The organism is Corynebacterium sp. 212_CJEI (genome assembly GCF_001055915.1).
In the GTDB taxonomy this organism is placed as follows: domain Bacteria; phylum Actinomycetota; class Actinomycetes; order Mycobacteriales; family Mycobacteriaceae; genus Corynebacterium; species Corynebacterium jeikeium_D.
The window spans coordinates 68,554-87,959 of the sequence record NZ_JVPT01000062.1 but is presented as its reverse complement, the minus strand read 5'-3'; the positions used below and the strand labels follow the sequence as shown (position 1 = coordinate 87,959).

Sequence of the window (19,406 nt, the reverse complement as noted above, 5' to 3'; positions counted from 1 at the left end):
GTAGGCTGGGTTTATGACGTACTGCTACACAGCTGCCGAAATTCGCGCCGCGGAACAGCCCTATCTGGACGCACAAACGCGTGACGACGAACTCATGCGCCACGCAGCCGCCGCTGTGTCGGAGGTGGCGGAGCGGATGCTCTCAGAGGCATCTCCGGAGCCTGGTCGCGGTCGCGTGCTGCTGTTGGTTGGATCGGGAGGCAATGGTGGCGATGCACTCTATGCTGGCCGAAACTTGTCCTCGGATGGGCATGGCGTGGATGCGGTTTTGCTGGGCTCGAAGCCACACGAGCGGGCACTGAAAGCTTTTGAACTCGCAGGTGGGCGGGTGCTGCCGTTGGGGTGTGACCGGGAGACGGATTTATCGAAGATTCTGTGGTCGATTAGTGAAGACTACGCACTGATCATCGACGGCATCGTGGGGCTCGGAGGTCACGGCGCGCTGCGTGAAGAGGCCGCGTGGTTGGTGCGCGAAGCGCGGTTGGGCAAAGTTCCCATTCTCGCGGTTGATGTGCCGAGCGGCGTAGAAACCGATACTGGGCGTACTTTTGACCCGCCTGCCCAGACCATCAATCCAGACCCTGATTTGGAGGAGAGACAGAACCCGTACTTGCCATCTCACGTGGAGGCCACGACAACGGTGACTTTCGGCGGTCTGCGCTACGCGCACTCGCTGTCCGAATCCTGTGGCACCGTCGAATTACACGAAATTGCGCTCGATGCCTTCTCCCTCGAACTTCCAGGACTGGGGCAGACGCTCTATGAAAACGGTACCTACAATGCCGTCCACCACCAGACTCCGACCGTGGAGTTCTACGAAGCCCTAGGCGGGAGCTTTCCGGCACCACTTGGCGCGATGACCCCGCTCGAACCCGGTGCAGCTGACCACAAGTACTCCACTGGAGTTACAGGAATCGCTGCCGGAAGCGAAGCGTATCCGGGCGCAGGTCAGCTGTGCGCCACCGCTGCCGTGCATGCGACCAGTCCCGCGGTTATCTATGTCGGCGACGCGGCCGCCCGCAACCGCATCACCGCGGCCTTGTCGACGGTCATTGCGCAGTCGGACTCGGTGGATCGTAAAGAGGTACGCGTCGACGCCTGGGTTGCCGGCCCTGGCCGGGGCACTGATGAGCGCGCGGCCGAGGAACTGCGCGACATTCTGGCCACCGACAAACCAGTCGTCATCGACGCTGACGCACTGACGCTGCTGTCGAAGCATGAGGACATCCGACAGCTCGTCCGCGAGCGCGGCCAAGAGCGCAACCTGCGCACTGTTCTCACTCCGCACGCCGGCGAATTTGAGCGCCTTACCGGGCACGAGGTCACTAACGCCATCGCAGATGCCCGTGAACTTGCCGAGCAGTTCTCCTGTGAAGTGCTGCTCAAGGGACGCCGCACCGTGATTGCCAATCCGACAACGCAGCGCACAGTCGTGGTTGACGCGGGTAGCTCCTGGGCAGCCACGCCGGGCTCCGGCGATGTACTGTCCGGACTTCTCGGCGCCTGGGTAGCGCGTGGCGAATCCCTCTACGTACCAGTAATTATTCACGCTCGCGCCGCATTCTTGGCCGCGCAGACAGAGTTCGGACCAGCACCCTGCAGCGCCCAGGACATCGCTGAATCCATCCGAGATGCCACCGCATGGTTCACCAACGAAGGCAGCAGTGGCAAAATACGGCTATGACTTCCTCGGCACCAGCCATCCTGACCCATACCGTTAATCTCGACGCGATCACCCACAATGTGAAGACCGTCAAGGCCATCGCAGGGGTGTCGGAATTCATGGCCGTCGTCAAGGCGGACGGCTACTCGCAGGGTGCGCTGCAGACCGCGCGTGCCGCGCTGGCCGGCGGGGCAACGCAGCTCGGTGTCGCAACAATCGACGAGGCGCTCTCCCTCCGCGAGGAACTCCGCGCCACGCTTGACGACGGCCACGCCATCCCCATCCTTGCCTGGATCTGGGACGCAGCGGCCACCTCGTTGGTGCAGCGAGCTGTGGCTGCAGATATTGACCTCGGTCTGCCGTCGATGGTTCATGCGCTGGCCGTGGCCAATGCCGGGCGGGCGCTGTCGGTGACACCACGTGTGACGGTGATGGTCGATACGGGTTTGGGCCGCTCGGGATTCTCTATGGCCAATGGGGACTTTGAGCATGCGGTCGCTCAGCTGGTTGAGCTGCACAAGACCGGTGCTCTGAATATCACCGGTGCTTTCACGCACTTTGCGTGCGCGGATGAGCCGGGCAACGAGAGCGTCGATAAGCAGGCGCAGAATTTCCGTGCTGCGATTGCGGCACTGCGTGAGGCGGGGCTGGACGAGCTGATTAACCATGCGGCGAATTCGCCGGCATCGTTGTCGCGTCCGGACCTGGCCTTCGACATGGTGCGCCCAGGGCTGGCGATTTATGGTGGCGAGCCAATTGTGGGTGCCACCCATGGATTGCGTCCGGCGATGCGGTGGGAGGCGTCGGTCATTTTGGTCAAGAAGCTGCCGGCGGGGCAGTCGGTGTCCTACGGGCAGACGTGGACAGCTGACCGCGATACCACCGTCGGGATCGTGCCCTGTGGCTATGCCGACGGCATGATGCGCTCGGCCTCCGGGCATTTCGAGGTCAGCATCAATGGCACACGCTATCCGCAGGTAGGGCGCGTGTGTATGGATCAATTCGTCGTCGACCTGGGACCCGACACCGATGTCGAGGCCGGCGACACTGCGGTTATCGTCGGTGATCCCACACTGGGGGAGCCCGGTCTCGATGACCTCGCGGAGGCATCCGGCACCATTAACTATGAAATCCTCACCGCGCCGAAGGGGCGTAGCGAGCGAAAGTGGGTGCGCAGCCGGCTCGCGTCAACCGCTGAGGACATGCGTGACCTCGGCGAGGAAATTGGCCGGGAGTTGGCAGCTGGGGATCTGGTGATTCTCGATGGCCCACTCGGCGCGGGCAAAACGACCCTCACGCAGGGCATCGCCCGCGGCATGAATGTGCGCGGTCGCGTGACGTCGCCGACGTTCACAATCGCCCGCGAGCACCGTCCGCTGGCAACCGACGGCGTCACCCTCATCCACGTCGACGCCTATCGACTCTTCGGCGAAGAGGGACCCGGCTCCGATGGCGAGGCCTTCGATGCGCTGGACTCGCTCGATTTGGACACCGACCTTGAGGACAGCGTCGTGGTCGCCGAGTGGGGAATGGGGCTCGCCGAGGTGCTCTCCGAGCGCTATCTACAGGTGAGTATCGATCGTTCGCGTGACGACGATGCCCGCGTCGTCACCTGGACGTGGAGCAAGTAGCTTCAAGTCGGTTCAAGTAGGTTACTGAGTATGAACATTTTGGCCGTTGACACATCGACTCCACAGGTCACCGCGGGAATTGTCCGCGATGGTGAAACCGTGGCCGAAAAGCTGCACCTGGATGCCCGTGCGCACAACGAGGTGCTGGTGCCGCTGATTCAGCAGTGCCTCACTGACAGTGGGGTGGCGGCAACCGAGCTAGATGCCGTGGTTGTCGGCTGTGGGCCGGGGCCGTTTACGGGCTTGCGCGTTGGTATGGCCACCGCAGCCTCCTTCGCCGACGCTCTGGGAATTCCCTGCTACGGCATCTGCAGCCTGGATTCGCTTGCGGGTGGGGTTGGCGATGAACTGGTCGTCACCGATGCCCGCCGCCGCGAGGTGTACTTCGCCGCCTACCGCGATGGCCAGCGGGTTTTCGGTCCGGCAGTGGCCAAGCCAGCCGACGTCATGGAGCTGCTCAAGGAAGAACTTGCAGCAGAAGCCGCCGACTTCGCGCCGAGCCAGGCCCGCGGCAGTCTCAGCCACATCGAGCAAATTGCCGGGCTTGAGGTTGCTGCCGAACAAGTCTTTCCCACTCCGACAGCCATGGTTGAAGCGGTCGACTTTGACTCCGCGCCGGGCCCACTGGTGCCGCTGTACTTGCGCCGTCCGGATGCCGTTGTCCCGAAGGCTATGAGATGAGCGTCGTCAAGCTAGTGCGTCTCGGACCTCCTGCGGCCAAGGCGTGTGCGGCGATTGAGGCGGAGCTGTTTGCCGGCGACGATCCCTGGCCGGAATCGGCCTTTATGGCAGAGCTGGCCGCGCCGAACAATTTCTACGTCGGGCTGATTGCAGATGTAGACGAGGACGAAGAACTGTGCGGCTATGCGGGGATTACCAAGCTGGGGCCTGCGGGGGCCGCCGAATACGAGATTCACACCATCGGGGTGGGGAAGAAGTGGCAGCGCCGGGGCTTTGGGACGCAGCTGATGGACGCGCTGATGGCAGCTGTGGCGGAGGATCCGGGCCCGGTGTTTTTGGAAGTTCGCACAGATAACGAACCCGCAATCGCTATGTATCGGCGCTATGGCTTCGAAAATATGGGGCTGCGAAAGAACTATTATCCGGGCTCTGGGGCGGATGCGTACACGATGTGTCGGCCTGAGTTGGCCAGCTAGATGTTGACGTATTGACTAATCTGCGTTAAACCAGGCACATGGCTAAAACCTTTGCAAAACAGCTCGTAGAAACCCTAGAGAAGCAGGGTGTCAAGCGAATCTTCGGACTCGTTGGAGATAGTTTGAACCCCATTGTCGACGCTGTGCGCGAGTCCTCCATTGAGTGGGTGCACGTTCGCAACGAAGAGGCTGCCGCCTTCGCCGCCGGCGCGGAGTCCCTGGTCACCGGCGAATTAGCAGTGTGTGCGGCCTCCTGTGGCCCGGGTAATACCCACCTCATTCAGGGCCTGTATGACTCCCACCGCAACGGCGCAAAGGTGCTGGCGCTGGCATCGCACATTCCTTCCCGCCAGATTGGCTCGAACTTCTTCCAGGAGACCCATCCGGAGTTCATCTTCAACGAGTGCTCCGGTTACTGCGAGATGGTCAACTCCGCTGAGCAGGGTGGCGTCGTTTTGCATCACGCTATCCAGTCGACCATGACTGGCCACGGTGTTTCCGTGCTGGTTCTGCCGGGCGACATTACAACGCATGAAGTGGAAAATGATGAGTTCGTCACCTCCACTATCAGCAGCGGTCGCCCAGTCGTATTCCCTGACGCCGGCCAGGCCGCCGCGCTTGCCGACGCAATCAACGAGGCTAAAACCGTCACGCTTTTCTGTGGCGCAGGTGTGAAGGACGCCCGCGAACAGGTGCTCAAGCTTGCGGAGAAGATTAAGTCACCGGTGGGACATGCGCTGGGTGGCAAGATGTACATCCAGTACGACAACCCCTATGACGTCGGCATGTCCGGCCTGCTGGGCTACGGCGCCTGCCACGATGCCTCCAACGATGCTGATCTGTTGATTCTGCTCGGTACTGACTTCCCGTACAACGACTTCCTGCCGACCAAGAACGTCGCCCAGGTCGATATCGATGGTCGTGCCATCGGTCGTCGTACCACGGTGAAGTACCCAGTCGTCGGCGATGTGGCTGCCACGATTGAAACCATCCTGCCGCACCTGGATGAAAAGACTGACCGTTCCTTCCTGGACAAGCAGCTGCGGAACCACGAGCGCCTGCTCAGCCACGTCATCGAGGCATACACCCACGACGTTGAGAACATGCGACCGATTCACCCGGAGTATGTGGCCGACCTGATTGATAAGTACGCCGATGACGATGCCGTCTTCACCGTGGATACCGGCATGGGCAATGTCTGGGCTGCACGCTACGTCACGCCGAATGGCAAGCGAGAGCAGATTGGTTCTTTCCGTCACGGCACCATGGCCAATGCACTGTCGCAGGCCATTGGTGTGCAGGCTGCTGACCGGGACCGTCAGGTCATTACCTTCAACGGTGACGGTGGCCTGTCAATGCTGCTCGGTGAGCTCATCACCGTGAAGCAGGAGCAGCTGCCCATCAAGATGTTTGTGTTCAATAACTCCTCGCTCGGCATGGTCAAGCTGGAAATGCTGGTTCAGGGGCTGCCGGAGCACGAGACCGACCACGACGCAGTGGACTACGCCGGAGTCGCAGAGTCGTTGGGTATCAAGGCCATCCGAATTGAAGATCCGGCCGATGCGCCTCGCCTGATTCAAGAGGCGCTGGCATACGACGGTCCGGTGCTGGTGGATATGATCACCGACCCGAATGCCCTGTCCATCCCGGCAAACATCACCTGGGACATGCTGATGGGATTCTCCAAGGCCGCTACTCGCACCGTCTTCGGCGGCGGCGTTGGTCAGATGATCAACATGGCACGGTCGAACCTCCGCAACATCCCGCGGCCATAGTGGGGGTAGCGCTCTCGAGATGCGGGAGCGGGTGCGGTGCGGTACCTCTGTTTCCATGATTAAAGGTTTTCTGGTGAACCCTGACCTGACGCATCGCATCGTCGAATTTGAGTTGGAGGCCGCTGCTACATTCCTCGGCGGAGTTTCCTCCGACCGTGTTTCGGTGGCGTTTCAGGAAGACGGCGCCGATTACGCCGCTCTCTACAACCCGACGGCCAAGGCTGAGGGCGCTGAACCGAATCCGGTCGCGTCCCTCGGCCGCAATGAGGCTGCTACGGGCAACTCGGCTTTCTTTACCGACCCCACCACCGCAATTTGCGGAACGGTCGTATTTGTCGACGCCGAGGGCAAGGATATCGGCGACGAGGAAATCGAGCGTATTAAGCACGGTATGCGCGCCGTGCGTCACTACCGCGATGACTACCCAGAGGAATACGCTCTCTGGCGTGCCGCTGTGCGGAACCTCGGTCGCCTCGAAATTTAAACTCGGTCGCTGGTAAGTGACCCGGTGGTGCGCTAGTACCATGACTGCTATGACCGAGTTGACCCTGCTGGCAATCGAGAGTTCCTGCGATGAGACTGGCGCTGCAGTGATGCGTGTGCGCTACGACGACACCGACACCAGCACCCCCGCCATTCCCGAGGTGGAAGTGCTTGCCGACGTCGTCGCATCCTCCATGGAACAGCACGCCCGCTTCGGTGGTGTGGTCCCGGAGATTGCTTCCCGCGCTCATTTGGAAGCCCTGCAGCCAGTAGTCTCCGAGGCGCGCGCGCAAGCAGCTGCCAAGCTCGGTATCGATACTTTTATCCCAGATGCCGTCGCCGCTACCGTGGGACCCGGTCTCGCTGGTGCGCTGCTGGTCGGTTCGGCAGGCGCGAAGGCTTATGCCGCCGCCTGGGGTGTGCCTTTCTACGGCATTAATCACCTTGGTGGCCACGTTGCTGTCGGAGCTCTCGACGGCGCGGATTTGTCCAACGCAGTGGCGCTCTTGGTTTCCGGCGGGCACACGCAGCTGCTGCGCGTACAGGGGGTTGGTCGTCCGATGGAGGAGCTCGGATCGACGCTTGACGACGCAGCCGGAGAGGCATACGACAAGGTTTCGAGGCTGCTTGGGTTGGGTTACCCGGGCGGCCCGATTATCGATAAGTTGGCTAAGCAGGGAAATCGCAAGGCCATCGCGTTTCCTCGCGCCATGATGCGCCAGCAGGATGCGCGCCATGACTTCTCCTTCTCCGGCTTGAAAACCGCCGTGGCTCGCTATGTCGAGGCGGCAGAGAAGGAAGGTCGTGAATACTCCGTAGAGGACGTCTGTGCTTCCTTCCAGGAGGCGGTCTGCGATGTATTGACCAAGAAGGCCGTTCGCGCAGCTCAGGATGTGGGGGCCACTACGCTGCTGCTCGGTGGTGGTGTGGCTGCGAACTCGAGGTTGCGTGAACTTGCAGCGGCGCGAGCTACCTCGGCGGGAATTACGCTGCACGTGCCACCGATTAGGTTGTGCACCGACAACGGTGTCATGATTGGCGCAGCTGCCGCCTACCTCATTGCCGCGGGGGTCAAGCCCTCTGGCTACGCCTGCCCGACCGACCCATCGATGCCAGTGGAAGATCCTGTAATGCAATAAGCAGTGATTGCCCCTCGGATCCATGTTAAATTTCGTTAACTGACTTTGACTTGTTTCTCTGGCATGGATCGCAGGACAATTACAGGAAAGCGCTTGCCCAAAAATGAGTAAAGACTACAGCGAGTGGGAACTTCAGCCATCCGATAATTCGCATAATCAGACTGAGCTGTTTGCACCGCAGGGTGAACTGCAAACAACGCAAGCACCGCAAACACCGCAAGTTGAACATCAGCGCGGTCGTGGTCGGGGAGTGTTATGGGCAGTCGTCGCGCTGTTGCTTGTGGTGATCGTCGCTGTGGCAGCGGTGCTTTACCTAGTTGCGAGTGGTCGGGGTGAGCAATGGTTTGGTGCAGGTGCAAAGGATGAAGTAGCGCCAAAGCTCACTGTTACTGCGACTGCGACGGAGACCGTGAAGGTGAAGTCGCCGGAGAAAACCAAGACGAGGGAAACCATGAGTAAGGCTACGCCCGATTATCCGATTAGTGGGGATTGCGAGGCGTCGGCGTTCCCGACTACGGAGGAAAACTTTACGATCGTCGCCTGTGACGGATGGTGGGCGCTGGGTGGGCGCGCAAACAGTGGTGGACTGGCGGTCTACCAATGGGACGAAGGTGCCTGGCAAAGGAAGGAGCCAGACAGTAACTACACAACCGGTTCTGGTGGCCCGTGCTTTAGCGATGAGTACATCAAGGAACACGGAATGACGGTTACTGTGTTCGGTCGTATGGCGTGTAACCCCGACAAGCTGACCAATTAGCATTAGCGCTCACTATTGTTGAGTGTTAGCACTTGCAGGGGTAGAGTGCTAACGAAGGTTGTTTGACACACAGTTGTTCACCCGCGACGACGGCTGTGCACGGCAGACCAACCGGCACAAGAACATCACATCACCGCATGTATGGAGGAATTCATCGTGGCGAACGTCAACATCAAGCCGCTGGAGGATCGCGTCCTCGTCCAGATCAACGAAGCAGAGACCACCACGGCTTCTGGCCTGGTTATCCCGGACTCCGCTAAGGAGAAGCCACAGGAGGCTACCGTTATCGCAGTTGGTCCGGGTCGTTGGGCCGATGACGATGACCGCATTCCTATGGACGTCAAGGAGGGTGACATCGTCATCTTCTCCAAGTACGGCGGCACTGAGCTGAAGTACCAGGGCGAAGAGTACCTGCTGCTGTCGCAGCGCGACATCCTGGCTGTTATCGAGAACTAAAGGGAGGACGTACCCACACATGGCGAAGCTTATTGCTTTTAACGAAGAGGCTCGCGAAGGCCTCAAGCGCGGTGTGGACACGCTTGCCGACGCAGTCAAGGTCACGCTTGGCCCGAAGGGTCGCAACGTTGTCCTGGACAAGGCCTTCGGCGGTCCGCTGGTCACCAATGACGGTGTGACCATCGCCCGCGACATCGACGTTGAGGATCCGTTTGAGAACCTCGGCGCGCAGTTGGTTAAGTCCGTTGCGGTCAAGACCAATGACGTTGCCGGTGACGGTACTACTACCGCAACGCTGCTGGCACAGGCGCTGGTCCACGAGGGGCTGCGCAACGTTGCAGCCGGCGCAAACCCGATTTCGCTGAACCGTGGTATTCACGCTGCATCCGACAAGGCGGTTGAGCTGCTGAAGCAGCGCGCCACCCCGGTCAGCAGCTCTGCTGCCATCGCACAGGTGGCAACCGTTTCCTCGCGCGACACTGAAATCGGTGACCTGGTTGCAGGTGCCATGGACAAGGTTGGCAAGGACGGCGTCGTCTCTGTGGAGGAGTCGCAGTCGATTGCCACCGAGCTGTCCGTGACCGAGGGCGTGTCCTTCAACAAGGGCTTCCTCTCGCCGTACTTCATTACCGACGTCGAGGCTCAGCAGGCAATTCTCGACGGTGCACAGGTGCTGCTGGTCCGCGAGAAGATTTCCTCCCTGCCGGAGTTCCTGCCGATTCTGGAGAAGATTGCCGAGTCCGGCAAGCCGACTCTGATTATGGCTGAGGATATCGAGGGCGAGGCGCTGTCCGCACTGGTCATCAACGCTATGCGCAAGACCTTGAAGGTTGCCGCAGTGAAGGCACCGTACTTCGGTGACCGTCGTAAGGCGTTCATGGATGACCTGGCAGTTGTCACCGGTGCAACCGTCGTTACGGCTGACACTGGCATGCAGCTGAAGGACGTTGGACTTGAGGTGCTGGGTAACGCACGCCGTATCACCATTACCAAGGACGAGACCGTTCTGGTTGACGGTGCCGGCACCGCTGAGGCTGTGGAAGAGCGTCGTAACCAGATTCGTGCCGAGATTGAGCGCACTGACTCGGACTGGGACCGCGAGAAGCTGGAAGAGCGTCTGGCGAAGCTCTCTGGCGGCGTGGCTGTCATTAAGGTCGGCGCTGCTACCGAGACCGAGGTCAACGAGCGCAAGCTGCGTGTCGAGGACGCCATTAACGCTGCTCGTGCGGCAGCTCAGGAAGGCGTCATCGCCGGTGGCGGTTCCGTACTGGTGCAGATCTCCCGTGAACTCGAGGCATTCGCTGACGAGTTCGAGGGCGACGAGGCAGTCGGTGTCCGTGCAGTTGCCAAGGCTCTGACCCGTCCGGCTTTCTGGATTGCTGAGAATGCTGGTAAGGACGGCGCTGTCGTTGTCTACCACATTGGTGAGCTGGAGAACGGCAACGGCTACAACGCTGCTACTGACACTTACGAGAACCTGATTGAGTCCGGCGTCATTGACCCGGTCAAGGTCACTCACTCCGCAGTCGTCAACGCAACCTCCGTGGCGCGTATGCTGCTGACCACTGAGGCTTCCGTTGTGGATAAGCCGGAAGAGGAACCAGAGCACGATCACGCTCACTAATCGCAAGTGAGCTAGTGCCCGGGCCTTTGGCACGTAAAATGCTCCCCACCTTTCAATCTGAGGGTGGGGAGCATTTTGGTTTTTATGTGAACTGGCTGGAGTCCGAGAGAGGAGAGGGACTACATGGCAGTGACTAGAACGCGTTCAAGTTCGCGTTCACGTGCAGCCGGCTTAGCTCGAAGGATTTCATTTCGTTCAGATTCGCTGAGACCGCCCCAGACACCGTATGGCTCACCAACCTTGAGTGCGTGACTACGGCACTGCATAAGAACAGGGCAAGAACGGCAGATAGCCTTCGCACGGGCTTCACGCAGGCTGCGTGCGCGTCCGCGCTCGCCTTCCGGGTGGAAGAAGGTCGCGGAGTCCTGCCCGCGGCACGAGCCGTGCAGCTGCCAATCCCACAAATCCGCATTGGGCCCGGGCAAGTGGTCGATGTACGTCATCGGAATTGATGTCTCCTTCATTGAGCTTTCTTGAAGCAGTGAGCTCAAGTGTGGAGGCCAACAATGAACGGTTGGTAAACCTAAGGAGGCCAGCCGGGATACTATGCAAACAATTCCGTCAAACTCTTACCAAATTTTTAGAAACGGCCAGGTCGTCGAGAACGCAGACCGTCGACAAAGCCTGCGCAGTAGTCCCATGGGGCGTAACGGGAGGGGTCTGGATCGAATTGTGGCTCGTGAACCGGAGATGCCTGTCCAGACAGGAGCATCAGGTAGTGGTTTTCCAAAACCTCCCAGTTATAAAAGTGCTCGTCACCGCAGTCCTCACACAACATGCAGACGCCCAGTAATCCCTCTGGGCTCAAAGCGGTACGGAATAGGCGAACTGCGGCCAGATCTTCAAGAACCTCTCGACGTTCCTGGTCTGTCAGTGGAGCAAACGGCTCATCCGGCTCGAGAAAGCTTGCCGGGTCATTGGGATCTCCTTCGAACGGATCCCGCGGCATGGATGAGAAAAAGTTGTGGTTCACAACCACTACCGTAACAGCTCTGTACGGCAATCCTGTCGATTGGCGATGCACTTAGTTGGGGTTTAGTTCACCTTGGAATAACCCTCAGCTAGCTTTCGGCTAACCCTTGTCGGGTACCTGTCGCTCCGCCTAATTGTCGCGTTTCATCACTGAAGGACTACCCTGTATATAACGTTTGGCAACCACGAAGCGATAGCGCCCCTGGCCGGATGTCGGCAAGGGTGGAGCAGGAGGAGTCCATGACCAACCCCACGGGAATTAGCCTCGGCGGAGACAATCCCAACAAGATTCCACTAGTCGGCCTTACATTCGATGACGTCCTGCTGCTGCCGGATGCTTCGGACGTTATCCCCTCCGGCGTTGATACTTCGACGCAGCTCACTCGTGAGCTGCGTCTGAACATTCCGGTTGTGTCCGCTGCTATGGACACCGTCACCGAGGCCCGCATGGCTGTTGCTATGGCCCGCCAGGGCGGTATGGGTATCCTGCACCGCAACCTGTCCATTGAGGAGCAGGCGCAGCAGGTCGAGATTGTGAAGCGCTCTGAGGCTGGCATGGTGTCCGACCCGGTGACCTGTTCCCCGGATGACACCATCGCCGAAGTAGATGCCAAGTGCGCTCGTTACCGCATCTCGGGCCTGCCGGTCGTCGACAAGGACGGCAAGCTGGTCGGTATCTGCACCAACCGCGACATGCGTTTTGAGGCAGACCTGAACCGCAAGGTTTCCGAAATCATGACCCCGATGCCGCTGGTCGTGGCTGAGCAGGGTGTGTCTGGCGATGCGGCGCTGAACCTGCTGCGCGCTCACAAGGTGGAGAAGCTGCCGATCGTCGATGGCGAAGGCCGCCTGACTGGTCTGATTACCGTCAAGGACTTCGTCAAGAAGGATCAGTACCCGAATGCTTCCAAGGATGGTTCCGGCCGTCTGCTGGTCGGTGCTGGCATCGGTACCGGCGAGGACTCCTGGAAGCGCGCGCACGCATTGGCTGACGCAGGCGTAGACGTGCTCGTTGTTGATACCGCTCACGCCCACAACTCAGGTGTACTTGAGATGGTCTCCCGCGTTAAGAAGGAATTCGGCGAGAACATCCAGATTATCGGCGGCAACCTGGCTACCCGTGGCGCTGCACAGGCCATGATTGACGCGGGTGCAGATGCCATCAAGGTCGGTATCGGCCCAGGCTCGATTTGCACCACTCGCGTTGTCGCAGGTGTGGGCGCCCCGCAGATCACCGCCATCATGGAAGCCTCTGTCGCAGCTAAGAAGGCTGGCGTTCCGATTATCGCCGATGGCGGTATGCAGTTCTCCGGCGACATCGCCAAGGCTCTGGCAGCCGGGGCATCCTCCGTCATGCTCGGTTCGATGCTGGCCGGTACCGCTGAGGCTCCGGGTGAGGTCACCTTCGTCAACGGCAAGCAGTACAAGATGTACCGTGGCATGGGCTCGCTGGGTGCCATGCAGGGCCGCGGCCTGACCGGTGAGAAGCGCTCCTACTCCAAGGACCGCTACTTCCAGGCTGATGTCAAGAGCGAAGAGAAGCTGGTTCCGGAAGGCATTGAGGGTCGTGTTCCGTTCCGCGGCAGTATCGACTCCATCGTTCACCAGCTGGTCGGTGGTCTGCGTGCAGCTATGGGCTACACCGGTTCCGCTACCGTCGAGCAGCTGCACGACGCACAGTTCGTCCAGATCACCGCTGCAGGCCTGCGCGAGTCGCACCCGCACGATATCCAGATGACTGTCGAAGCGCCGAACTACTACCAGCGCTAAACTGGCTTAGTCGAGTTAAATTCCACGGAAAGGGCATGTGAGGAAAGCTCATGCGCGACATCGTTGAAATCGGTATTGGCCGCGAGGCACGCCGGACCTACGAGTTGGACGATATTGCACTCGTTCCCACTCGGCGTACCCGGTCGTCCAAGGACGTCGATACCTCCTGGCGAATTGACGCCTACGATTTCGAACTCCCGATGATGATGCATCCGACAGATGCCATCGCCAGCCCGGAATCCGTCGCTGAGTTTGCTCGCCTGGGCGGTTTGGCGGTTCTCAACGCCGAGGGTATCTGGGCCCGTCACGCCGATGCGCAGGACAAGATCGCCGAGCTGGTGGAGTTGGCAAAGAATGCCGCCACCAAGCGTGAATCCGAGGCAGCGAACCGCAAGCTGCAGGAACTGCACTCTGCTCCAATTGATACTGACCTGTTGGTTGAGCGCATCAAGGAGATTCGCGCAACCGGCGCGATTACTGCAGTTCGTGTCTCCCCGCAGCATGCCCGTGAGCTGGCTCCGCTGGCTATCAAGGCCGGCATCGACTTGTTGGTTATCCAGGGCACGCTGATTTCCGCAGAGCATGTCACGGCTCAGGGTGAACCGCTAAACCTCAAGGACTTCATCGGCAGCCTGGACGTTCCAGTTATCGCCGGTGGCGTTGTCGACTACCAGACTGCGCTGCATCTGATGCGTTCAGGCGCAGCTGGTGTGATTGTCGGTACGGGCTTTACGACGTCCCCGGATGCGCTCGGTATCGATGTGCCAATGGCTACCGCTATTGCGGATGCTGCAGCTGCTCGTAAGGACTACCTCGATGAGACCGAGGGGCGTTACGTCCACATCATTGCCGATGGCGGCATTGATACCGTCGGTGACATCGCCAAGGCAATCGCCTGCGGTGCGGATGCTGTGGCACTGTCCAGTGTGCTGGCAACCGTCCACGAAGCTCCGGGGCAGGGCTACGCCTGGCCGTCTGTTGCGGCACATCCGAAGTACCCGCGCGGTGCGGTGTGGCCGGTCGTCGACGATGAGAAGGAATTGGTCAGCCTGGAAGAGGCTCTGTTTGGCCCTTCCGCTTCGCCGTTCGGTGACCGCAATCTCGCCGGTGGCCTGCGTCGCGCAATGGCCAAGTGCGGCTTTACCAACCTGAAGTCCTTCCACCGCGTTGAGCTGTCGGTACGTCCAAAGGGTTTTTAATTAAAGTAATCGGATAGTTTTTTCGCAAAACTACCTTACTGAAAAGCCACCTCCGCTTAGGGTTAGGAACATGAGTTCCGCGCATTAGCGTTACGCCCTTAGAGAAGGTGGCTTTTCCCATGAGTAAACAACGTGATTTCGATGTTGTAATCGTCGGTTCCGGTTTCGGTGGTTCTGTTTCTGCTTTGCGGTTGACTGAAAAGGGCTACCGAGTGGCAGTTCTCGAAGCTGGTCGACGGTTCGAAGATAAAGACTTTGCCAAGACCAGCTGGCGGCTTCACAAGTACCTGTGGGCTCCTAAGCTGGGACTCTTTGGTGTCCAGCGTGTGCACATGTTGAAAGATGTCATGATTCTCGCTGGTGCCGGCGTCGGCGGTGGTTCTCTTAACTACGCAAACACTCTGTATAAGCCGGGCACCGAGTACTTCCAGCACCGTCAGTGGGGGCACATTACCGACTGGGAGTCAGAACTCACTCCGCACTATGACAATGCATCTCGCATGCTCGGGGTGGTCACCAACCCATCCGACACGCCTGCCGACGTCGTCATGCGTGAGGTAGCCGAAGATATGGGTGTGGGCCATACTTTCCGCTCGACTCCGGTGGGTGTGTTCTTTGGCGCCAAGACCGGTGGTCAGGGTGCGCCGGGGCAAACAGTTTCCGATCCTTACTTCGGGGGGATTGGCCCGGACCGTACTGCTTGTACGGAATGTGGTGAGTGCATGACTGGTTGCCGTCACAATGCTAAGAACACCCTGGTTAAGAACTACCTCTACTTGGCGGAGAAGTTTGGTGCGCAGGTCTTTGACCGCACTACCGTTACCGGTCTGCATCCTCAGGCTGATGGCTCCTGGGTTATTGACACTGAGCGCACTGGTCGTTGGGTAGCTAAGGGCAAGCAGCAGTTTAGCGCTAAGCGCGTCATTCTCGCCGCCGGTGCATGGGGCACCCAGAATTTGCTGCATCGCCAGCAGGCCGATGGGCACTTGCCGCTGCTGCCGAAGTCTTTGGGCAAGCTGACCCGCACTAACTCCGAGGCTATTTTGGGCGCGATGGGTACGAAGGTGGACCCGGAAAATGACTTCTCTAACGGTGTAGCCATCACTTCGTCATTCTTCCCGGACGAGGACACCCATATCGAGCCAGTGCGCTACGGTAAGGGCTCTAATGCCATCGCAATGCTGCAGATGATTATGACCGAAGGAGGTCGTCGGACTCCGCGATGGTTGCAGGCTGTGGGAACCGTCGTAAAGCATCCTAACTACCTGACGCAGCTCGTGAATCTGCGTAAGTGGTCGCAGCGCACCGTGATTTCTCTGGTGATGCAGAATCGCGACAACTCGATTACGACGTACCTGCAAAAGATCGGGCCGGTGCGTTTCCTGATGAGTAAGCAGGGCGAGGGGGAGCCGAATCCGACGTGGATTCCGTCGGGTAACGAAGCTACGCAACGTGCGGCGGACAAGCTCAGTGCACGTGGTCGGAATGGTCGTGTGCTGGCTGGGGGCACTATCGGTGAGTTGGCAAACATTCCTTTGACAGCTCACTTCATTGGCGGCGCAACGATTTCGGATTCACCCGAAAACGGCGTTGTTGATCCGTACTTGCGTGTGTGGGGTTACCCGACGCTCTCGATTCACGACGGTTCGGCGATGGCAGCCAACCCGGGAGTGAACCCGTCACTGTCGATTTCCGCGAATGCGGAGCGTGCAACGTCGCTGTGGCCGAATAAGGGTGAGGAAGATCAGCGTCCGGCGCAGGGTGAGTCCTACGTGCGCCTGGATCCGATTGCTCCGGTGAACCCGGCTGTGCCGGAAGATGCTCCGGCTGCACTGAACCTGGGTATGCCTGCAGTCCGTAAGTCTTGATAAGCTTTAGGGCGTGTCTGAACAGGTGACTAAGCCCGTCCTCGTCGTGGACTTCGGTGCGCAGTATGCGCAGCTCATCGCGCGACGTGTGCGCGAGGCAAAAATTTATTCCGAAGTGGTCTCGCATGATGCGACGACCGAAGAAATTAAGGCCAAGAACCCGGCTGCGCTGGTGCTGTCCGGCGGCCCGTCCAGTGCCTACGCCGAAGGTGCCCCGAAGCTCAACCCAGAGTGGCTTGAGCTGGGCATTCCGGTGTTTGGTATTTGCTACGGCTTCCAGGCGATGACTGAGGTGCTCGGCGGCACGATTGCTGCTACCGGTGACCGTGAGTACGGCCGCACGCAGCTGAACGTCGTCGACGGTGGCGGTGTCGCTCACACTGGTGTGCCGGAGACACACGAGGTGTGGATGAGCCACGGTGACGCGGTGTCTAAGGCGCCGGAGGGCTTCACCGTTACGGCGTCCACCAAGGGTGCTCCGGTAGCGGCTTTCGAGTGCTTGGAAAAGCGCATGGCCGGTGTGCAGTACCACCCGGAGGTCAACCACTCGCCGTATGGTCAGCAGGTTCTGGAGGAGTTCCTGTATGAGATTGCTGGCCTGGAGCCGGACTGGACTGCCGCTAACATCGCGGAAGAGCTGATTGAGCAGGTCCGTAATCAGGTCGGTGAGACCGGTCGCGCAATTTGCGGTCTGTCTGGCGGCGTTGACTCCGCAGTTGCCGCCGCACTTGTGCAACGCGCTATTGGTGACCGTCTGACCTGTGTCTTCGTCGACCATGGGCTGCTGCGCCAGGGCGAGCGCGAGCAGGTTGAGAAGGATTTCGTTGCCGCAACTGGTGCGAAGCTGATTACCGTCGACGATTCCAAGGTCTTCCTGGATGCTCTGGCTGGTATCACCGATCCGGAGACCAAACGTAAGACCATCGGCCGTGAGTTCATCCGCTCCTTCGAGCGCGCTGTCGCACAGGCGCTGGAGGGCGCTCCGGAGGGCGAGACCGTGGACTTCCTGGTCCAGGGCACCCTGTACCCGGATGTGGTTGAGTCCGGTGGCGGTTCTGGTACCGCCAACATTAAGAGCCACCACAACGTCGGCGGTCTGCCGGATGACGTTGAGTTCACCCTCGTTGAGCCGCTGCGCCTGCTGTTCAAGGACGAGGTCCGTGCGGTCGGTCGCGAACTGGGGCTGCCGGAAGAAATCGTCGCTCGCCAGCCGTTCCCGGGTCCGGGTCTTGGTATCCGCATCATCGGCGCTGTCGATGAGGGGCGTCTGGATACCCTCCGTCGCGCCGACGCCATTGCACGCGAGGAAATGACGGCCGCAGGTATGGACGAGGTTGTCTGGCAGTGCCCGGTCGTCCTGCTTGCCGACGTCCGCTCGGTCGGTGTCCAGGGTGATGGTCGTACTTATGGCCACCCAATCGTGCTGCGCCCGGTTTCCTCTGAGGATGCGATGACCGCTGACTGGACTCGTGTTCCCTACGATACGCTGGAGAAAATCTCCACTCGTATCACCAACGAGGTGCCTGAGGTCAACCGCGTGGTCCTGGATGTGACTTCCAAGCCACCGGGAACCATTGAGTGGGAGTAAGCCACTAGTTGGCAAGGGCCGTGTCTGTGAGTTGTGCAAACTCGCGGGCACGGCCCTTTTCCGTCAGGGCCGAATTGTTCTTGGCGATGGTGATGCGCTTATCGGCGGCTAGGGTGTGGAGAGCTGCGCTCACGGTATCGTCGTCAAGCATGGCGAAATAGGGGAGCTGGTCGGTGAAGAAGACGTAGCCGTCGCGTAGACGTGCGATGAAGAGGACTGTGAGGATGCGGGCCTCTGGTGAGTCGGCGGGGTAGGGGCAGCGCTGGGCGAAATTGTCAGGAAGATGCGCGGCGAGAGGGAGGAATCCGAATTGCCGCGGCAGGATTGCGCAGGTAGCGGTGATGGCGGACAGAACTAGGGTCACTATGCAGGCGATCGGTGTAGAGGAGATTCGTTCGGCGACAGCAGCAATAATCCATGCGCCGGGGAAAATCAGCAGCACGCTTACGCTGGAGGTCCAAGAGATGTCGTTTGGTGACTCACGCATCGGCTCGGCGAAATAGGATGGCCGAGTTTCTTTGGTGGGTGTTTTTGCCTGGCGCACGAAAAGAGTGGCGCCGATGAGGGCCAGTAAAAGCGCTATCATGATCCACCAGCCAATGGAGCCGATGATATGGGCGTTAAGCAGCGCGAGCAGCGTAATCACTGCGGTGGTGACGCCAATTGCCGTCCCCAGGCGCACGGGACTATTGATAAATTTTGTCGTGCGTTCGGCCCCGTCTTGGTAAGAGCCTGAAGAGTGTTGGTGCCGGCTGGAATCTGTCATACTTCTTAAGTTTAGTAGCGATGGAACTATAGATTGTTGAGAGTTGTGTGGCTAGTGTTAAGGCCATGAGCATTGTAAAAATTAACGCTATTACCGTTCCTGAGGGTGCGGGAGAAGAGCTCGAACGTCGCTTTTCCGCTAACTCTTCAAAGATGACCGATGTGCCGGGTTTCATTGGTTTCCAACTGCTGCGTCCGACTGCAGGAGAGAGCCGCTACTTCGTCTTTACCGAGTGGGAGAGTGAGGAGGCCTACCAGGGGTGGCGTGAGGGCCGTGCCTTCAAGGCTTCGCATGAGGGCGAAAAGCGCAAGCCGGTGTCGTCGTCGGCTGATTTGCTCGAATTCGATGTAGTTCTCGATGTGAAGGCCTAAGTAGTACGAAATGTAGTACTCGGCTGAGGTTAGAGCGTCGCGCGGTGGTGTGCGGCGCTTTTCTTCGCGCATTAATATCGAACGTACGTGCTATTTAGGGTAGTGTTTAATCCGCTTGTTGGGAAAGAATATTCGAGCAGTGTTCGTGGTGGGCAGGGCAGTGGGGATGGCAGTGAGATGGCAGTGG

Annotated in this window: 18 protein-coding genes; 15 read left to right on the top strand and 3 right to left on the bottom strand. The window is 59.6% G+C overall.

Annotation, left to right across the window (positions count from 1 at the left end; genetic code table 11):
* Window positions 1-13 precede the first annotated feature (13 nt).
* The 10 genes from ADB02_RS07560 (at window position 14) to groL (ending at window position 10,685) form a co-directional block, all read left to right on the top strand.
* Window positions 14-1,684: a bifunctional ADP-dependent NAD(P)H-hydrate dehydratase/NAD(P)H-hydrate epimerase gene (locus ADB02_RS07560; RefSeq protein ID WP_049190367.1), complete on the top strand. Its 1,671-nt coding sequence runs from the start codon at window positions 14-16 to the stop codon at window positions 1,682-1,684.
* Complete coding sequence (alr, locus tag ADB02_RS07555) at window positions 1,681-3,294, top strand: alanine racemase (RefSeq protein ID WP_049190365.1); 1,614 nt, start codon at window positions 1,681-1,683, stop codon at window positions 3,292-3,294. Before ADB02_RS07560 ends, alr begins: the two co-directional genes overlap by 4 nt.
* A gap of 30 nt (window positions 3,295-3,324) precedes the next feature.
* On the top strand, window positions 3,325-3,975 hold the full coding sequence (tsaB, locus tag ADB02_RS07550; RefSeq protein ID WP_049190362.1) for a tRNA (adenosine(37)-N6)-threonylcarbamoyltransferase complex dimerization subunit type 1 TsaB: 651 nt from the start codon (window positions 3,325-3,327) through the stop codon (window positions 3,973-3,975).
* Complete coding sequence (rimI, locus tag ADB02_RS07545) at window positions 3,972-4,451, top strand: ribosomal protein S18-alanine N-acetyltransferase (RefSeq protein ID WP_049190359.1); 480 nt, start codon at window positions 3,972-3,974, stop codon at window positions 4,449-4,451. Before tsaB ends, rimI begins: the two co-directional genes overlap by 4 nt.
* Window positions 4,452-4,489: 38 nt before the next feature.
* Window positions 4,490-6,226 (top strand): pyruvate dehydrogenase, encoded by a 1,737-nt coding sequence (locus ADB02_RS07540; RefSeq protein ID WP_016422112.1) that lies wholly within the window; start codon window positions 4,490-4,492, stop codon window positions 6,224-6,226.
* A 55-nt stretch (window positions 6,227-6,281) separates the two neighbouring features.
* Window positions 6,282-6,710 carry a hypothetical protein gene (locus ADB02_RS07535; RefSeq protein WP_042388422.1) on the top strand — a complete coding sequence of 143 codons (429 nt, stop codon included), beginning with the start codon at window positions 6,282-6,284 and terminating at the stop codon, window positions 6,708-6,710.
* A 58-nt stretch (window positions 6,711-6,768) separates the two neighbouring features.
* Window positions 6,769-7,848 (top strand): tRNA (adenosine(37)-N6)-threonylcarbamoyltransferase complex transferase subunit TsaD, encoded by a 1,080-nt coding sequence (tsaD, locus tag ADB02_RS07530; protein ID WP_049190412.1) that lies wholly within the window; start codon window positions 6,769-6,771, stop codon window positions 7,846-7,848.
* A gap of 103 nt (window positions 7,849-7,951) precedes the next feature.
* Entirely contained in the window at window positions 7,952-8,605 is a 654-nt protein-coding gene (locus tag ADB02_RS07525; protein ID WP_049190356.1) for a hypothetical protein, read from the top strand.
* A 156-nt stretch (window positions 8,606-8,761) separates the two neighbouring features.
* On the top strand, window positions 8,762-9,061 hold the full coding sequence (groES, locus tag ADB02_RS07520; protein WP_005510054.1) for a co-chaperone GroES: 300 nt from the start codon (window positions 8,762-8,764) through the stop codon (window positions 9,059-9,061).
* Between the two features lie 19 nt (window positions 9,062-9,080).
* Window positions 9,081-10,685, top strand: coding sequence for a chaperonin GroEL (groL, locus tag ADB02_RS07515; RefSeq protein ID WP_049190355.1), 1,605 nt, complete (start codon window positions 9,081-9,083; stop codon window positions 10,683-10,685).
* Between the two features lie 119 nt (window positions 10,686-10,804).
* On the opposite strand, the gene ADB02_RS07510 is transcribed toward groL, so the two are convergent.
* Window positions 10,805-11,128 (bottom strand): WhiB family transcriptional regulator, encoded by a 324-nt coding sequence (locus tag ADB02_RS07510; RefSeq protein ID WP_016422117.1) that lies wholly within the window; start codon window positions 11,126-11,128, stop codon window positions 10,805-10,807.
* 137 nt (window positions 11,129-11,265) lie between these two features.
* Window positions 11,266-11,634, bottom strand: a complete 369-nt coding sequence (locus ADB02_RS07505) for a DUF5319 domain-containing protein (protein WP_038629374.1) — start codon at window positions 11,632-11,634, stop codon at window positions 11,266-11,268.
* 263 nt (window positions 11,635-11,897) lie between these two features.
* Between ADB02_RS07505 and guaB the strand changes: the two genes are divergently transcribed.
* The 4 genes from guaB to guaA all read left to right on the top strand — a co-directional run bounded on the left by guaB (window position 11,898) and on the right by guaA (window position 18,082).
* Window positions 11,898-13,427, top strand: coding sequence for an IMP dehydrogenase (guaB, locus tag ADB02_RS07500; RefSeq protein WP_016422119.1), 1,530 nt, complete (start codon window positions 11,898-11,900; stop codon window positions 13,425-13,427).
* Between the two features lie 50 nt (window positions 13,428-13,477).
* Window positions 13,478-14,626, top strand: coding sequence for a GuaB3 family IMP dehydrogenase-related protein (locus tag ADB02_RS07495; RefSeq protein ID WP_048731529.1), 1,149 nt, complete (start codon window positions 13,478-13,480; stop codon window positions 14,624-14,626).
* A 119-nt stretch (window positions 14,627-14,745) separates the two neighbouring features.
* Complete coding sequence (locus tag ADB02_RS07490) at window positions 14,746-16,494, top strand: FAD-dependent oxidoreductase (RefSeq protein ID WP_049169947.1); 1,749 nt, start codon at window positions 14,746-14,748, stop codon at window positions 16,492-16,494.
* A gap of 13 nt (window positions 16,495-16,507) precedes the next feature.
* Window positions 16,508-18,082, top strand: a complete 1,575-nt coding sequence (gene guaA / locus ADB02_RS07485) for a glutamine-hydrolyzing GMP synthase (RefSeq protein WP_049190353.1) — start codon at window positions 16,508-16,510, stop codon at window positions 18,080-18,082.
* A gap of 4 nt (window positions 18,083-18,086) precedes the next feature.
* Here guaA and ADB02_RS07480 read toward each other — a convergent pair whose 3' ends face one another.
* A complete protein-coding gene (locus ADB02_RS07480) occupies window positions 18,087-18,848 on the bottom strand; it encodes a hypothetical protein (protein ID WP_049190350.1) in 762 nt (253 codons plus the stop codon).
* A 65-nt stretch (window positions 18,849-18,913) separates the two neighbouring features.
* Between ADB02_RS07480 and ADB02_RS07475 the strand changes: the two genes are divergently transcribed.
* Window positions 18,914-19,219 (top strand): antibiotic biosynthesis monooxygenase family protein, encoded by a 306-nt coding sequence (locus tag ADB02_RS07475; protein WP_038629377.1) that lies wholly within the window; start codon window positions 18,914-18,916, stop codon window positions 19,217-19,219.
* The last annotated feature ends 187 nt before the right edge of the window (window positions 19,220-19,406 follow it).

Bases quoted from the DNA above. Each gene is read 5' to 3' on its own strand.
- ADB02_RS07560 (WP_049190367.1), top strand. From the start codon at position 14: ATGACGTACTGCTACACAGCTGCCGAAATTCGCGCCGCGGAACAGCCC.
- ADB02_RS07535 (WP_042388422.1), top strand. From the start codon at position 6,282: ATGATTAAAGGTTTTCTGGTGAACCCTGACCTGACGCATCGCATCGTC.
- ADB02_RS07475 (WP_038629377.1), top strand. From the start codon at position 18,914: ATGAGCATTGTAAAAATTAACGCTATTACCGTTCCTGAGGGTGCGGGA.
- ADB02_RS07490 (WP_049169947.1), top strand. From the start codon at position 14,746: ATGAGTAAACAACGTGATTTCGATGTTGTAATCGTCGGTTCCGGTTTC.
- ADB02_RS07505 (WP_038629374.1), bottom strand. From the start codon at position 11,634: ATGCCGCGGGATCCGTTCGAAGGAGATCCCAATGACCCGGCAAGCTTT.
- alr (WP_049190365.1), top strand. From the start codon at position 1,681: ATGACTTCCTCGGCACCAGCCATCCTGACCCATACCGTTAATCTCGAC.
- rimI (WP_049190359.1), top strand. From the start codon at position 3,972: ATGAGCGTCGTCAAGCTAGTGCGTCTCGGACCTCCTGCGGCCAAGGCG.
- ADB02_RS07510 (WP_016422117.1), bottom strand. From the start codon at position 11,128: ATGACGTACATCGACCACTTGCCCGGGCCCAATGCGGATTTGTGGGAT.
- ADB02_RS07495 (WP_048731529.1), top strand. From the start codon at position 13,478: ATGCGCGACATCGTTGAAATCGGTATTGGCCGCGAGGCACGCCGGACC.
- ADB02_RS07540 (WP_016422112.1), top strand. From the start codon at position 4,490: ATGGCTAAAACCTTTGCAAAACAGCTCGTAGAAACCCTAGAGAAGCAG.
- tsaB (WP_049190362.1), top strand. From the start codon at position 3,325: ATGAACATTTTGGCCGTTGACACATCGACTCCACAGGTCACCGCGGGA.
- groL (WP_049190355.1), top strand. From the start codon at position 9,081: ATGGCGAAGCTTATTGCTTTTAACGAAGAGGCTCGCGAAGGCCTCAAG.
- guaB (WP_016422119.1), top strand. From the start codon at position 11,898: ATGACCAACCCCACGGGAATTAGCCTCGGCGGAGACAATCCCAACAAG.
- ADB02_RS07480 (WP_049190350.1), bottom strand. From the start codon at position 18,848: ATGACAGATTCCAGCCGGCACCAACACTCTTCAGGCTCTTACCAAGAC.
- ADB02_RS07525 (WP_049190356.1), top strand. From the start codon at position 7,952: ATGAGTAAAGACTACAGCGAGTGGGAACTTCAGCCATCCGATAATTCG.